This is a genomic window from Myxococcus sp. CA056 (assembly GCF_013336715.1).
Classification (GTDB): domain Bacteria; phylum Myxococcota; class Myxococcia; order Myxococcales; family Myxococcaceae; genus Myxococcus; species Myxococcus llanfairpwllgwyngyllgogerychwyrndrobwllllantysiliogogogochensis.
The window spans coordinates 174,153-187,300 of record NZ_JABUMT010000004.1; the positions used below are offsets into that span (position 1 = coordinate 174,153).

11 protein-coding genes are annotated in these 13,148 nt (G+C 69.7%); 3 read left to right on the forward strand and 8 right to left on the reverse strand.

What is annotated here, in order from left to right:
- The 3 genes from HUA76_RS19250 to HUA76_RS19260 are packed head-to-tail and all read left to right on the forward strand — an operon-like array spanning position 1 to position 2,911.
- A complete protein-coding gene (locus HUA76_RS19250) occupies positions 1–1,200 on the forward strand; it encodes an MFS transporter (RefSeq protein ID WP_174458402.1) in 1,200 nt (399 codons plus the stop codon).
- Complete coding sequence (locus tag HUA76_RS19255) at positions 1,197–2,255, forward strand: SDR family oxidoreductase (RefSeq protein WP_141644621.1); 1,059 nt, start codon at positions 1,197–1,199, stop codon at positions 2,253–2,255. Before HUA76_RS19250 ends, HUA76_RS19255 begins: the two co-directional genes overlap by 4 nt.
- A gap of 59 nt (positions 2,256–2,314) precedes the next feature.
- Entirely contained in the window at positions 2,315–2,911 is a 597-nt protein-coding gene (locus tag HUA76_RS19260; protein ID WP_217439887.1) for an HD family hydrolase, read from the forward strand.
- Between the two features lie 13 nt (positions 2,912–2,924).
- On the opposite strand, the gene cysI is transcribed toward HUA76_RS19260, so the two are convergent.
- From cysI to HUA76_RS19300, 8 genes are all read right to left on the reverse strand, one after another.
- A complete protein-coding gene (cysI, locus tag HUA76_RS19265; RefSeq protein ID WP_174461724.1) occupies positions 2,925–4,616 on the reverse strand; it encodes an assimilatory sulfite reductase (NADPH) hemoprotein subunit in 1,692 nt (563 codons plus the stop codon).
- A 24-nt stretch (positions 4,617–4,640) separates the two neighbouring features.
- The gene (locus HUA76_RS19270) at positions 4,641–6,482 is read right to left on the reverse strand and encodes an assimilatory sulfite reductase (NADPH) flavoprotein subunit (protein ID WP_174461725.1); all 1,842 of its coding nucleotides are present in this window, start codon (positions 6,480–6,482) and stop codon (positions 4,641–4,643) included.
- Positions 6,479–8,212 (reverse strand): GTP-binding protein, encoded by a 1,734-nt coding sequence (locus HUA76_RS19275; RefSeq protein ID WP_174461726.1) that lies wholly within the window; start codon positions 8,210–8,212, stop codon positions 6,479–6,481. The genes HUA76_RS19270 and HUA76_RS19275 overlap by 4 nt, the downstream gene beginning before the upstream one ends.
- On the reverse strand, positions 8,212–9,129 hold the full coding sequence (gene cysD, locus HUA76_RS19280; protein ID WP_174458398.1) for a sulfate adenylyltransferase subunit CysD: 918 nt from the start codon (positions 9,127–9,129) through the stop codon (positions 8,212–8,214). The genes HUA76_RS19275 and cysD overlap by 1 nt, the downstream gene beginning before the upstream one ends.
- A complete protein-coding gene (gene cobA / locus HUA76_RS19285) occupies positions 9,122–9,922 on the reverse strand; it encodes a uroporphyrinogen-III C-methyltransferase (protein WP_141644627.1) in 801 nt (266 codons plus the stop codon). Before cobA ends, cysD begins: the two co-directional genes overlap by 8 nt.
- Entirely contained in the window at positions 9,919–10,575 is a 657-nt protein-coding gene (locus tag HUA76_RS19290) for a bifunctional precorrin-2 dehydrogenase/sirohydrochlorin ferrochelatase (RefSeq protein WP_174461727.1), read from the reverse strand. Before HUA76_RS19290 ends, cobA begins: the two co-directional genes overlap by 4 nt.
- Before the next feature lie 14 nt (positions 10,576–10,589).
- A complete protein-coding gene (locus HUA76_RS19295) occupies positions 10,590–11,339 on the reverse strand; it encodes a phosphoadenylyl-sulfate reductase (protein ID WP_174458397.1) in 750 nt (249 codons plus the stop codon).
- Between the two features lie 482 nt (positions 11,340–11,821).
- Positions 11,822–13,045, reverse strand: coding sequence for an alpha-hydroxy acid oxidase (locus HUA76_RS19300; RefSeq protein ID WP_174461728.1), 1,224 nt, complete (start codon positions 13,043–13,045; stop codon positions 11,822–11,824).
- Positions 13,046–13,148 lie beyond the last annotated feature (103 nt).

Below are 13,148 nucleotides of genomic sequence, written 5' to 3' on the forward strand. Positions count from 1 at the left end.
ATGCCGCTGGCCTTGTTCGCATTGACCGCGGGCGCCTTTGGAATCGGCGTCACGGAGTTCGTCATCATGGGCTTGTTGCTGGAGGTGGGCACGGACCTGGGGGTCTCCATCTCCACGGCGGGCCTGCTCATCTCCGGCTACGCACTGGGCGTCGTGGCCGGCGCCCCGGTGCTGACCGTGTTGACGGGGCGCTGGTCCCGCAAGCACGTGCTGCTGGGGTTGATGGTCATCTTCACGCTGGGCAACATCGGCTGCGCGCTGGCGCCCACCTACGGCACGCTGATGGCCGCGCGGGTGTTGACCGCGCTCTCCCACGGCACGTTCTTCGGCGTGGGCTCCGTGGTGGCCACGGGCCTGGTGCCGGTGGACAAGCGCGCGTCGGCCATCGCCATCATGTTCACCGGCCTGACGGTGGCGAACATCCTCGGCGTGCCGCTGGGCACGTGGCTGGGGCAGTCGCTCGGATGGCGCTCGACGTTCTGGGCCGTGGCGCTGATTGGCCTGCTCGCCGTGGCGGTGATTGCGCTGTTCGTGCCGCGTGACGAGGCGTCGCAAGAGGCGAACGACTGGCGCGCTGATTTGCGGGCCCTGGGCCGGCGGCCGGTGTTGCTGGGACTGTTGACGACGGTGCTCGGCTTCGCCGGGGTGTTCACCGTGTTCACCTTCATCGCGCCCATCCTGACGCGGCTCAGCGGCTTCTCACCGACGGCGGTGTCTCCCATCCTGCTCGTCTTCGGCGGTGGGCTGGTGGTGGGAAACCTCGTGGGCGGAAAGCTCGCGGACCGGCGGCTGGTGCCGTCCATCCTCGGCAGCCTCGCGGTGCTGGCGCTGGTGCTGTTCGGGATGACGTTCGTCCTGCATGACCGCGTCCTCACGGTCATCGCCATCGGCCTCTTCGGCGCCGCGGCGTTCGCCACGGTGCCGCCGCTTCAGATGTGGGTGCTGGAGAAGGCCGAAGGGGCCGGTCAGAGCCTCGCGTCGAGCCTCAACATCGGAGCCTTCAATCTGGGCAACGCGCTGGGTGCCTGGTTCGGTGGCGTCATCATCGACCGCGGCCCGGGCCTGGGCGCCGTCACGTGGGTGTCGGCGCTGGTGCCGGTGTCCGCCATCTTCATCGTCCTCCTGGCGCTGCGCCTGGAGTCCCGCGAGCGCCGCCTCGGCGCTCCCAACGAACGAATGCTGCAAGGAGGAGTGTCATGAGCACGGTCAACAAGGTCGCCCTCGTGGTGGGCGCGCAGGGTGTCATCGGTCGCAACCTCATCGAGCACCTCGAGTCGCTGGGTGACTGGGAGGTCATCGGCCTGTCCCGGCGAGGCGGCCCGTCCTCCGAGCGCGTGCGGCACGTGCAGGTGGACCTGCTCGACGCGGAAGACTGCCGCGTGAAGCTGGCGAACCTGGGCCATGTGACGCACATCTTCTACGCCGCGTACCAGGAGCGGCCGACGTGGGCGGAGCTCGTCGCGCCCAACCTGGCGATGCTCGTCAACGTCGTGGATGCCATCGAGCCGGTGGCCGCGGGCCTGCGCCACGTCAGTCTCATGCAGGGCTACAAGGTCTACGGCGCGCACCTGGGGCCCTTCAAGACGCCGGCTCGGGAGACGGACCCGGACCACATGCCGCCCGAGTTCAACGTGGACCAGCAGCGCTTCCTGGAGCAGCGGCAGAAGGGCAAGGCGTGGACGTGGACCGCGTTGCGTCCATCGGTGGTGGGCGGCGTCGCGCTCGGCAACCCGATGAACCTGGCCCTGGTGATTGCAGTCTATGCGTCCATCTCCAAGGAGCTGGGGCTGCCGCTGCGCTTCCCTGGCAAGCCCGGTGCGTATCACTCGCTGCTGGAGATGACCGACGCGGGGCTGCTCGCGAAGGCGACGGTGTGGGCGGCGACGGATGCGCGCTGCGCGAACCAGGCGTTCAACATCAACAACGGCGACCTGTTCCGCTGGAGCGAGCTGTGGCCGAAGATTGCCCGCTACTTCGGGCTGGAAGTCGCGCCTCCGCTGCAGATGTCGCTCGACGTCGTCATGGCGGACAAGGCGCCGCTCTGGAAGGCGATGACGGAGAAGCACGGGCTGGCGGGCCACTCCTACCAGGACGTGTCCTCCTGGCGCTTCGGTGACTTCGTCTTCTCGTGGGACTACGACATGTTCGCCGACGGCACCAAGGCGCGGCGCTTCGGCTTCCACGAGTTCGTCGACACCGAGGCGATGTTCCTGCGCCTCTTCGATGACTTCCGCCGCGCGAAGGTCATTCCCTGATTCCTCGGGGTGGCGCTTCAGGGGTTGAGCGGGCCTGGGGGGTGGGGAACAATCCGGGGATGGCTCACGGCGACGGAATGCAACAGGTCATCGGCTTCATCCTGGAGCTGGACAAGCTCAAGGGTGTCACGCGCAAGGTGAAGCCGTTGGGCCTTGCTCGCTACGAGAACTCCGCGGAGCACAGCTGGCAGTTGGCCATGCTGGCCCTCTCCCTGTCCCACCATGCTCCGCCTGGGATTGACCAGGACCGCGTGGTCCGGATGCTGCTGGTGCATGACGTGGGCGAAATCGACACCGGCGACACGCTGGCGTTCGTGGAGGGCGGGTGGAAGGAGCGCAAGGCGGCGGAGCTGGCCGCGGTGGAGCGCATCTTCGGTTTGTTGCCCGCGCCCCAGGGCCCTGCGTTCCTCGCGCTCTGGAAGGAGTTCGAGCAGGCGGAGACTCCCGAGTCCCGCTACGCGAACGCGGTGGACCGCGCGATGCCGGTGTTGCTGAACCTCTCCAACGAGGGACAGAGCTGGCGGGAGAACGGCGTCAGTCACGCGCGGGTGGTGGCACGCATCGCGCCCCCCATCCAGGCGGGGTGCCCCGCCCTGTGGGAGTACCTGGAGGGCCGTCTGGAAGAGGCCCGCCAGCGTGGCTGGTTCGGCGCGTGAGTGAGCGCGTCGCTCAGGCGGCCTGAGGTGTGCGGGACGGAGGCGCGGGGACGTGCCCCGCCCGCACCAGATAGTCGCCGAAGCCCTCACCCTGCTGTCGCTCGCTCGCATACGCCGCGAACAGTGGCTCCAGCACCGAGAGGATGGTCGCCTCGTCGATGTTCTCCCGGACCAGTCGGTTGAGGCGCTGGCCCCGGGCATCCCCGCCCAGGTGGAGGTTGTAGCGACCGGGGGCCTTGCCCACGAGGCCAATCTCCGCGAGGTAGGGGCGCGCGCAGCCGTTGGGGCAGCCGGTGATGCGCAGCAGGATGTTGGCGTCCTGGAGGCCATGTGCCTGAAGGCGGCCCTCCACGCGCTCCACGAAGGTCGGCAGGTAGCGCTCCGCCTCGGCCATGGCGAGGGCGCACGTGGGCAGGGCCACGCAGGCGAGCGCGTTGCGCCGCAGCGGACTGGCGGTCCGGAAGCTCTCCAGTCCATGGGCCCGGACGAGCGCGTCGATGTGCTCCTTGGACTCCGGGGGCACTCCCGCGATGACGAGGTTCTGATTGGGGGTCAGCCGGAAGTCGCCGGCATGCACCTGGGCAATCTCGCGCAGCCCCGTGAGGTGGAGCGCGCCGGGCCGGTCCGCCACGCGGCCACTGTCCAGATGCAACGTCAGGTGCCAGCGCCCGTCGTGGCCCTCCCTCCAGCCGAAGCGGTCTCCGTTGTGCTCGAAGGTGAAGGGCCGCGTGGGCTCCAGCTTGAAGCCGAGGCGGCGCTCCAGTTCCTCGGTGAACCAGGCGACGCCCCGGTCCTCCAGGACGTACTTCAGGCGCGCGCGCTTGCGGTTGCCCCGGTCTCCGTAGTCACGATGAATCTTCAGCACCTCCTCGGCCACCGCGAGCATCTGTTCGGGAGGCACGAAGCCCAGCACATCCGCCAGCCGGGGAAAGGTGTTGGCGTCACCGTGGGTCGCGCCCAGGCCGCCGCCCACCGCGACGTTGAAACCCTGGAGGACGCCGTCCTCGATGATGGCGATGTAGCCCAGGTCCTGCGCGAACAGGTCCACGTCGTTCTCGGGCGGCACCGCGACGGCGGCCTTGAACTTCCGGGGCAGGTAGGTGGCGCCGTACAGGGGCTCTTCCTCGCCGCCGGCCACCTTCTCCTCGTCCAACCAGAGCTCGTAGTACGCGCGAGTCTTGGGCAGCAGGTGCTCGGACAGGCGCACCGCCCAGCCGTACACCACTTCATGCACGCGGGTGTCCACCGGGTTGGGATTGCACAGCACGTTGCGGTTGACGTCGCCGCATGCGGCCAGCGTGTCGATGAGGGCGGCGTTGATGCGCGCAATCGTCGGCTTGAGGTCGCCCTTGAGGATGCCGTGAAGTTGGAAGGCCTGCCGCGTGGTGATGCGCAGGGTGCCGTTGGCGTGCTCACGCGCCAGCCCGTCCATGACGAGCCACTGCGCGGCGGTGCAGACGCCCCCGGGCAGCCGGGTGCGCAGCATGAAGCTGTAGTCCGGCTCCAGCTTCTGCTGGCGACGCTCCTCGCGGAGGTCCCGGTCATCCTGCTGGTAGCTGCCGTGGAACTTGATGAGGCTGGCGTCCGGCGTGGAGATGGCGCCCGTCACCGGGTCCGCCAGGCTCTCCGCCAGCGTTCCGCGCAGAAGGCGGCTGTTCGCCTTGATGTGCTCCACTTCGGAGAGGGGCTTGGGCTGGGTGCTCATGTCATTGCTCACAGTCAGAAGGATTCAGTAGACGTCACGCAGGTAGCGCCGCTCGTCACGCAGTGTCTTGAGCCAGTCCTCGGCGTCCTCTCGGCCGCGGCCACCATGCTCGGCGATGACGTCCACCAGGGCCGCGTGGACATCCGGTGCCATGCGCTGGGCATCGCCGCACACGTAGAGGTGGGCGCCGCCTTCCAGCCAGGTGTAGAGCTCCTTGCCCGCCTCGCGCAGCCGGTGCTGGACGTAGACCTTCGCCGCCGTGTCGCGGGAGAAGGCGAGCGAGAGCTTGTGGAGCGTCTTCTTCTTCAACGCCTCCTGCCACTCCGACTGGTAGAGGAACTGGCTGCGGAAGTGCTGCTCTCCGAAGAACAGCCAGTTGCGTCCGCGCGCGCCGACCTCCGCGCGCTCCTGCACGAAGGCCCGGAAGGGCGCCACGCCCGTGCCGGGGCCAATCATCACCACGTCCCGGTCCGTGTCCTCCGGCAGCCGGAAGCGCTCGTTGCGCTCCACGAAGACCCGCACCGAGTCCGCGTCCGCCCCTCGCGTGGACAGATGGGACGACGCGGCGCCGAGGTGGCGCTCGCCAAAGGCCGTGTAGTCGACCACCGCCACCGTGAGGTGCGCCTCCTCGCCCACGCGCTTGGGACTGGAGGCAATCGAGTACAGCCGGGGCGTCTGCTTGCGCAACGAGAGGACCAGTTCCTTCGCGCTCCACGGCGCGGGGTGCTGGCGAAGCACGTCGATGACCTGATGACTCTTCAGCAGCGCGCGGAAGGCCTCCGCGCCCGTGGGCGTCAGCACGGACTGGAGCGCGGTGCTCGCGCCGAGCGTGGCGTGTCGCTCCAGGAAGGGCCGGCTCAGACGCGTCAGCTCCAGTCCCTCCGAGAGCCACACCGCCAGCGGGAGTGTCTTCCCGTCGCGCGTCACCGGCTCCGCGCCATCCAGTCGCTGCTGCCTCAAGACGGCGTCCACCAGCTCCGGTGGATTGGGCGCCCACACCCCCAACGCGTCGCCCGGCGCGTACTCCAGGTCGGAGCCTTCGAGGGAGATTTCAACGTGGCGGACGTCCTTGAGCGCGCCCCGTCCGGTGATGCGCTGGTTGACCAGCACGGTCGCGGAGAAGGGGGCCTCCTTGCCCACGGTGGGTGTCGCCGTGGCGCCTCGCAGCGGGACGACAGTGGCGACGGCGGGCGTGCGCGGTTCGAGCGCCTCGCGAGCGCGACCAAGCGTCTGGTCCAACCAGCCCGTGGCGATGGGCTCGAAGTCCAGGTCGCAGTCGGCGCGCTCCACCAGCCGCGTGGCACCCAGCTCCGCCAGTCGCGCGTCGAGTGCCCGGCCCACCTCGCAGAACTTCGGATAGCTGGTGTCCCCGAGTCCGAGCACCGCGTAGCTCAGGCCCTCCAGTCGGGGAGCGCGCTTGCCCAGCAGGTGCTCGCAGAACCCACGCGCGTCGTCGGGAGGGTCTCCGTCTCCTTGCGTGCTGATGACCACGGCCAGCAGCTTCTCGCGCGCCAGCTCTCGCACCGGGTACTCACTGGCCCGGATGATGCGCACGGGAAGGCCCGCGCTCTCCGTCTGGTGCTTGAGTCGCTCGGCGATCAGCCGGCTGTTTCCCGTCTGCGTGCCGTAGACGATGGTGAGGGGCGCGGCGGGTGTCGCCGTGGGAGCCATGGCGACGGACGCCGCCGTGGAGACCGCACCGGGGCGTGCCGCGAGGCCCGCGGCGTAACCACTCAGCCAATGAAGCGCCGTCGGGTCCAGCCCCGCCACCAGCTCCAGCAGCAACGTGCCCTTCTCCGCGCCCAGCAATGCGCCGATGAAAGGAGGCGGGGACAGGGTGAGATTGCCTGGGGAGGAGGCGCTCACGTCGCGTCCTCCCGTGGGGCGGTGAGGCGTCGTGCCCACTGCTCCGGGGCCTCCGCGTCGTCCAGCTCCCACCAGCCCGTGCCCGCGTCATGGGCTTCCTCTCGCAGCGCACGCCGGACCTGGGGCGCCTCCGTGTAGACCAGGGCGAACAAGCCCGCGCGCGCCAGGGCCAGGGCCACTTCCACGTCCCCGGGAACGGTGGCGACATGGCGGCCCAGGTTGAACAGCTCACGCTCCAGCGCGAACGCGCGACTGGCCGCCTCGGGCGTGGCGGGAAGCAGGACGACGGCGCCGACCTGGCCCAGCCGTCCGTGTCGCTCGGCGCTCGTGACGAGCGACGCACCGGCGCGCGAACTGGACTCCGCGGGGCCCAGCACCATGCCCGCGCCCACGGTGTCGTGGGTGAGCGCGTCGATGACGATGAAGGCCCCCGTGCGCCGGTTCTCCTGGTACGGGTCGCACAACAGGGGCCGGCGGCACACCAGCCGGACGCGGCCGATGTCGTTGAGCGCCAGCGACTCCGAGGGCACCTCCGAGAGGGTCTCCAGCTCCTTGCGCCAGAGCACACGCTCGAACTGCGCGGGCGCCGTGCGCGTGGTCTGCTTCACCAGGTAGCGGCGAGTCACGTCCAGCGGCTGTTCACCGAACCACACCAGCATCGCGTCCAGGTGTTGTAGCGCCAGGGGCGGCTGGTCCACGTGGGCGAGCAGGTCGCCTCGGCTGGCGTCCACGTCGTCCGTGAGCAGCAGTGTGACGGAGTCCGTCGCGGAGGCTTCCTCCTTGGCGCCGTCGAAGGTGTCGATGGCCTCCACGCGCGTCCTGCGACCCGAGGGCAGCACCTGCACCTCGTCTCCCACGCGCACCGTGCCGGAGGCCACCTGGCCCGCGAGTCCCCGGTAGTCCTGATGGGGCCGCAGCACGTACTGGACGGGGAAGCGGAAGGCCGCGCCGTCGAGCCGCCGCTGGTGTGGGAGCGACTCCAGCCAGCCCAGCAGCGTGCCGCCCTCGTGCCAGGGTGTGCGGGGACTGAGGCGGGTGATGTTGTCGCCCCGGCTGGCGCTGACGGGGAACAGGCGCACGCCCTCGAAGCCCAGCGTGCGCGCGAAGTCCACCAGCTCGGAGCCGATGCGCTCGAACGTCGCGCGCTCGTAGCCCACCAGGTCTATCTTGTTCACCACCACCGCGAGGTAGGGGATGCCCAGCAGCGAGGCGATGTACGCGTGGCGCCGCGTCTGCGGCAGGACGCCGAGTCGCGCGTCCACCAGGATGACGCCCGCGTCCGCCGTGGAGGCACCCGTGGCCATGTTGCGCGTGTACTGAAGGTGTCCTGGCGTGTCGGCGATGATGATCTTCCGCAGTGCCGTGGATAGGTACCGGTACGCCACGTCGATGGTGATGCCCTGCTCGCGCTCGGCGCGCAGGCCGTCGGTGAAGAGGGAGAAGTCCAGCTCCTCCTCGTCACCCGCGCCCGCCGCGGCCTTGAGCCCCTGGGCCAGCAGCTCAGGAGGAAGCTCCGTCCGGGCGGCGGCCCGCTTCGCGCTGGCACGTCGCACCGCGGAGATCTGGTCCTCGAAGAGTCCGTCACACTCGAAGAGGAGTCGGCCGATGAGCGTGGACTTGCCATCGTCCACCGAGCCCACCACCGCGAGCCGCAGCAGCGCCCGGTTGGAGTGCTCGTCGAGGAGTCGTTGGATGTCGGGTTGCGCAACGGCCTGGAGTGCGGTGTCCATCAGAAGTACCCCTCGCGCTTCTTCAGCTCCATGGAGCCTTCTTCGTCGTGGTCGATGAGTCGGCCCTGGCGCTCGGACTGACGTGCGTGGACCATCTCGTGGATGACGGCCTCCACCGTGGTGGCGGATGACTCGATGGCTCCGCTGAGCGGGTAGCAGCCGAGCGTCCGGAAGCGCACCCGCCGGAGCGTGGGCCGCTCCCCGGCGCGCAGGCGCATGCGTTCGTCATCCACCATCAGCAGCGTGCCACCCCGGTCGATGACGGGGCGCTCGGCGGCGAAGTAGAGCGGCACCACCGGGATTTTCTCGCGCAGGACGTAGTGCCAAACGTCCAGCTCCGTCCAGTTGGACAGGGGGAAGACGCGCATGCTCTCGCCCGCGTCCACGCGGCCGTTGAAGAGGTTCCACAGCTCTGGCCGCTGCCGGCGCGGGTCCCACTGGCCATGCTTGTCCCGGAAGGAGAACACGCGCTCCTTGGCGCGGGACTTCTCCTCGTCGCGGCGGGCTCCACCGAAGGCCGCGTCGAAGCCGTGCAGTGCGAGCGCTTCGAGCAGCGCCTGTGTCTTCATCGCGTGCGTGTACTTCTGGCTGCCGTGGTCGAAGGGGTTGATGCCCTCGGCGAGCGCCTTGTGGTTCTGATGGACGAGCAGCCGCAGACCGTGTCGCGCGATGAAGGCGTCGCGAAACGCGTACATGTCCCGGAACTTCCACGTCGTGTCGACATGGAGCAGCGGGAAGGGCAGGGGCGCGGGGTGGAAGGCCTTGCGCGCCAGGTGCAGCAGCACCTGCGAGTCCTTGCCAATGCTGTAGAGCATCACCGGGTTGGCGAACTCCGCCACCGTCTCGCGGAGGATGTGGATGCTCTCCGCTTCCAGCTCCTCCAGATGCGTGGAGCGTGCGTGGGTCGTGTCAGTCATGTCCCGCCTCCGCGAACCGGGGGACGGAGTCTCCCGTCGCCGTGTGATTCCTCGCCGCGAGCGAAGGGAGCCGAGCGCGCAGCGCGACGACTTCGCCCACCACCAGCAGCGAGGGAGAGCCCAGTCCGGCCTTGCGCGCCTCCTGGGCGACGGTGCCCAGGGTGGCCTCCACCACGCGCTGGTGTTCCCAGGTGCCTGCTTCCACCAGGGCGGCGGGCGTGGAGGCCGCGCGACCCGCGGTGACCAGGGCCGCCGTCGTCTCCTCCAGGCGGTTTCCCGCCATGAACAGCACCAGCGTCTGGGCGCGTGCGAGGAAGCCCCAGTCGGGCGCTCCCCCCGCGCGGAACGCCGTGGCGAAGGTCACCTCGCCGGACATGTCCCGATGGGTGACGGGAATACCCGCCGAGGCGGGCACCGCGATGCCCGAGGAGATGCCGGGCACCACCTCGTAGGGAATGCGCGCGGCCTCCAGCGCCAGGGCCTCCTCCCCGCCGCGACCGAAGACGAACGGGTCTCCGCCCTTGAGGCGCACCACGGTGCGGCCGAGCCGCGCCTGGGCGATGAGCACCGCGTGGATGGCCTCCTGTTGTACCGACTCGCCCCCACCTTCCTTGCCCACGTAGATGAGCCGGGCGTGCGGACGCGCGTGCTCCAGCACTCCGGGGTGGATGAGCCGGTCATGCACCACCGTGTCCGCCTCTCGCAGCAAGCGCGCCGCGCGCAGCGTGAGCAGCTCTGGATCTCCAGGGCCCGCACCCACCAGGTACACGCGCCCTCTCGACGACTCCTTCATGTGAACTCTCCAGACGACTTGAAGGTCTTCAGTTCCGAGCGAAGCCGAGCCACCGCGGCCCCTCGCTCACCGCGCGCGAGCAGCGCGCCAGGCTCTCCCTCCACCAATTGCTTCAGCAGGCGCTGACGCCGGGGACCACGAGGCAGCCGTCGGCGCAGCCATCCACTCAGCCTCGCCAGCCAGACGTGGTGGGGCGCGACCTGGGCCCCCAGCTCCCTGCGCAGGTGGCGCGCCAGCGCGGGGGCCTGACCGGCGGTGGAGACCGCCACGGTGATGGGGCCTCGTCGCTCCACCGAGGGCAGGGTGAAGTCGCACAGCTCCGGCTCGTCCGCCGTGTTCACCCACAAGCCCAGCTCACGCGCCTCGGCCGTCAGGTGTTGATTCACGGCGGGCTCATCCGTCGCGGCCAGCACCAGCGCGTGGCCGCGTACATCGCCGGAGGCGTAGGCCCTGCGCTCCCAGTCCAGACGTCCCTCGGCGGCCAGGCGTTGGAGGGTGTCGGTGACGTCAGGGGCTATCAGGTGGAGCCGCGCGCCCGCTTCGAGCAGGGCCAGGGCCCGGCCTTCGGCCACGGCGCCTCCGCCCACCAGCAGGACGCGGCGGCCTTCCAGCCGGAGGCAGACGGGATAGTCGACAGGAGTAGAGGTCGCCATGGCGGGAGTCCGCGTCACCGAACGCGGTGCAGTCCGCACTCGCTGTGCTCTCGTGACTCCCACCACCACCGGCCCGCGCGCTCGTCCTCGTACGGCTTCACCGCGCGCGTGCACGGCGCGCAGCCGATGGACGGGTAGCCCCGGTCATGCAGGGCGTTGTACGGGACGGCGTTCGCCTGGATGTAGCTCCACACCTGTTGCCGGCTCCAGGCCGCCAGGGGGTTGAGCTTGAGCAGCCCGCCATGGTCGCGGTCGTGCTCGACGATGGCGACCTCGGTGCGGTTGGCGGACTGCTCGCGGCGCAGCCCCGTCACCCAACCGTCCAGTCCCTGCAGCGCGCGACGCAAGGGCTCCACCTTGCGGATGGCGCAGCACTCCTTGCGCGCGTCGAGGCTCCGGCGAAACGAGAAGTAGCCCTGGGTCGACTCCAGCGCCTCGACGCGGGCTCGCTCCGGGAAGTAGGTCTCCACGGGAATGCCGTAGCGATTGCGGACGACCTCGATGAGCTCGTAGGTCTCCGACGGCAGTCGACCGGTGTCGAGGGTGAAGACGCGCAGGCTGGGCGCGTGCTTGCGCGCCAGGTCGATGAGGACCATGTCCTCCACTCCGAAGCTCGAGGCGATGGCCGCGCGCGCGCCGAGCCGCTGCTCGACCCAGGCGAGAATCTCCTCGGTGGTGGCGGCTTCGAGCGACGCGGCTTCCGCGAGCAGGGCCGAGGGCTCGCGAGCGATTCCAAGTGCGGGGGACGACGGCACGACGGACACGGTGGACTCCAGGGGCTGAAAAGCAGACGGCCCGCGCCTCTTTCGAGGGCGGGCCGCGCGAGCAGGGGAGAAGGGATGGAACCGCTATCCGCTCCTCGAGGCTCGGGGCCCGCCTGTCGGCGGACACACCTCACACGCACACGCCAGACAGCACGCACAGCGGGCCCCGTGGGGCGCCTGCTGCGTCGCGACTGGCTGGGTGGAGATGAGGTGCATGAGGGAGCGTCGGGAAGCGGTGAGCGGGAAACAGCGGAGCAGACCCAGACCTCGGGACGGAGGTGGGGCCAGGCGAGGCGCGGAGGGAATCAGGAGGCTTCCGGCGCGCGCTTCAACAGCCCAGGCCCGAGAGGGCACAACAGGCACACGACCGACAGCAGCGGCGGAACAGCGCGGCCATCGGAGTGGAAGGCGTCAACACGGAACGGCAAGCTAACGGCTGTCACCTCGCGCCGTCAACCTGACCTCCCTGTCCCGAGGGGTACTCAGGTGTCGCTTGTCCCACTCGCCCGCCTCGTGACGGTGGAAGTCTCCAGTCGGTGCGAGGACGCGGTGGGTTCCAGGGTCGCGGGGGTATCGACACGCAGCGCGGAGCGCTCCAGCTCACGGAGCCGCGGACGACCCAGCAGCGCGAGCGTCCGGTCAATCTCCGAGGTGAGGATGTCCAGCGACAGCTCCACGCCCGCCTGCCCGTCCGCCGCCAGCCCGTAGAGGAACGGTCGACCCACCATGCAGGCGCGTGCGCCCATGGCGACAGCCTTCACCACGTCGGAGCCTCGGCGGATGCCCCCGTCGAGGATGACCTCCGCTCGGCCCTCGACCGCGTCCACCACCTCCGGAAGTACGTCGATGGCGCCCGGGAGGAAGTCGAGCTGCCGGCCTCCGTGGTTCGAGACGATGAGGGCCTCGACACCCAGCGAGACGGCCTGTCGCGCATCCTCCGCGCAGGTGATGCCCTTGAGCACGAGCGGGCCGGTCCAGATGGAGCGAAGCCACTCCACGTCCTTCCACGTCACCGAAGGGTCGAACTGGCTGTTGGTGAAGCGCGCGACACCCACCGCGTCGGTGCGGGTCAGCGAGGGATGGTCCACGAAGTTGCCGAAGGTGGCTCGCGGGCTCTTTGACATGCGCAGCACCCAACCCAGGTGGCGCAGCACGTCCATCACGTTGGAGAACTGGACGCGAGGAGGCAGGGTGAAGCCATTGCGCCGGTCCTGCTCCCGGTTGCCCATGACGGGCACATCCACCGTGAGGCACAGCGCGCGATAACCCGCCGCCTTCGCGCGCTCCACCAACGCACGCGTGACGCTCCGGTCCTTCCAGACGTAGAGCTGGAACCAGAGTGGGGAGGGCGCCGCGGCGGCCACTTCCTCCAGGGTTCCGATGGACATGGTGCTGAGGGTGAAGACGGTGCCTCGGCTCGCCGCGGCCTTCGCGGCCAGCTCTTCGCCCCGAGGCGCGAGCAGCCCCGCGAGCCCCGTGGGTCCCAGGATGATGGGGGTGGCCAGCTTCTCTCCAAGCAGCGTGGTGGAGTGGTCCACCGCGCTCACGTCCACCAGGGCCCGCGCTCGGAAGAGATAGCGGTCGAAGCCGCGTCGGTTGGCGCCGGAGGTGAAACCGTCGTCGGCGGCGCCCTCCACGTAGTCGAAGACGGTTCGGGGCAACCGGCGTCGTGCTCGCTGGCGCAGGTCATCGATGCTGACAATCACGATGCGTGCTCCCTCGGGGCCCGCCGCCCCGGAGCATCCACTCCGGGAGCGGGCCTGCTGACGATAGCAGCCCCGACGTGGGGGACCGCGCATCGCGCGTACA

Coding starts and splice junctions, on each gene's coding strand:
- HUA76_RS19250 (WP_174458402.1), top strand. CDS start 1: ATGCCGCTGGCCTTGTTCGCATTGACCGCGGGCGCCTTTGGAATCGGC.
- HUA76_RS19255 (WP_141644621.1), top strand. CDS start 1,197: ATGAGCACGGTCAACAAGGTCGCCCTCGTGGTGGGCGCGCAGGGTGTC.
- HUA76_RS19260 (WP_217439887.1), top strand. CDS start 2,315: ATGGCTCACGGCGACGGAATGCAACAGGTCATCGGCTTCATCCTGGAG.
- cysI (WP_174461724.1), bottom strand. CDS start 4,616: ATGAGCACCCAGCCCAAGCCCCTCTCCGAAGTGGAGCACATCAAGGCG.
- HUA76_RS19275 (WP_174461726.1), bottom strand. CDS start 8,212: ATGGACACCGCACTCCAGGCCGTTGCGCAACCCGACATCCAACGACTC.
- cysD (WP_174458398.1), bottom strand. CDS start 9,129: ATGACTGACACGACCCACGCACGCTCCACGCATCTGGAGGAGCTGGAA.
- cobA (WP_141644627.1), bottom strand. CDS start 9,922: ATGAAGGAGTCGTCGAGAGGGCGCGTGTACCTGGTGGGTGCGGGCCCT.
- HUA76_RS19290 (WP_174461727.1), bottom strand. CDS start 10,575: ATGGCGACCTCTACTCCTGTCGACTATCCCGTCTGCCTCCGGCTGGAA.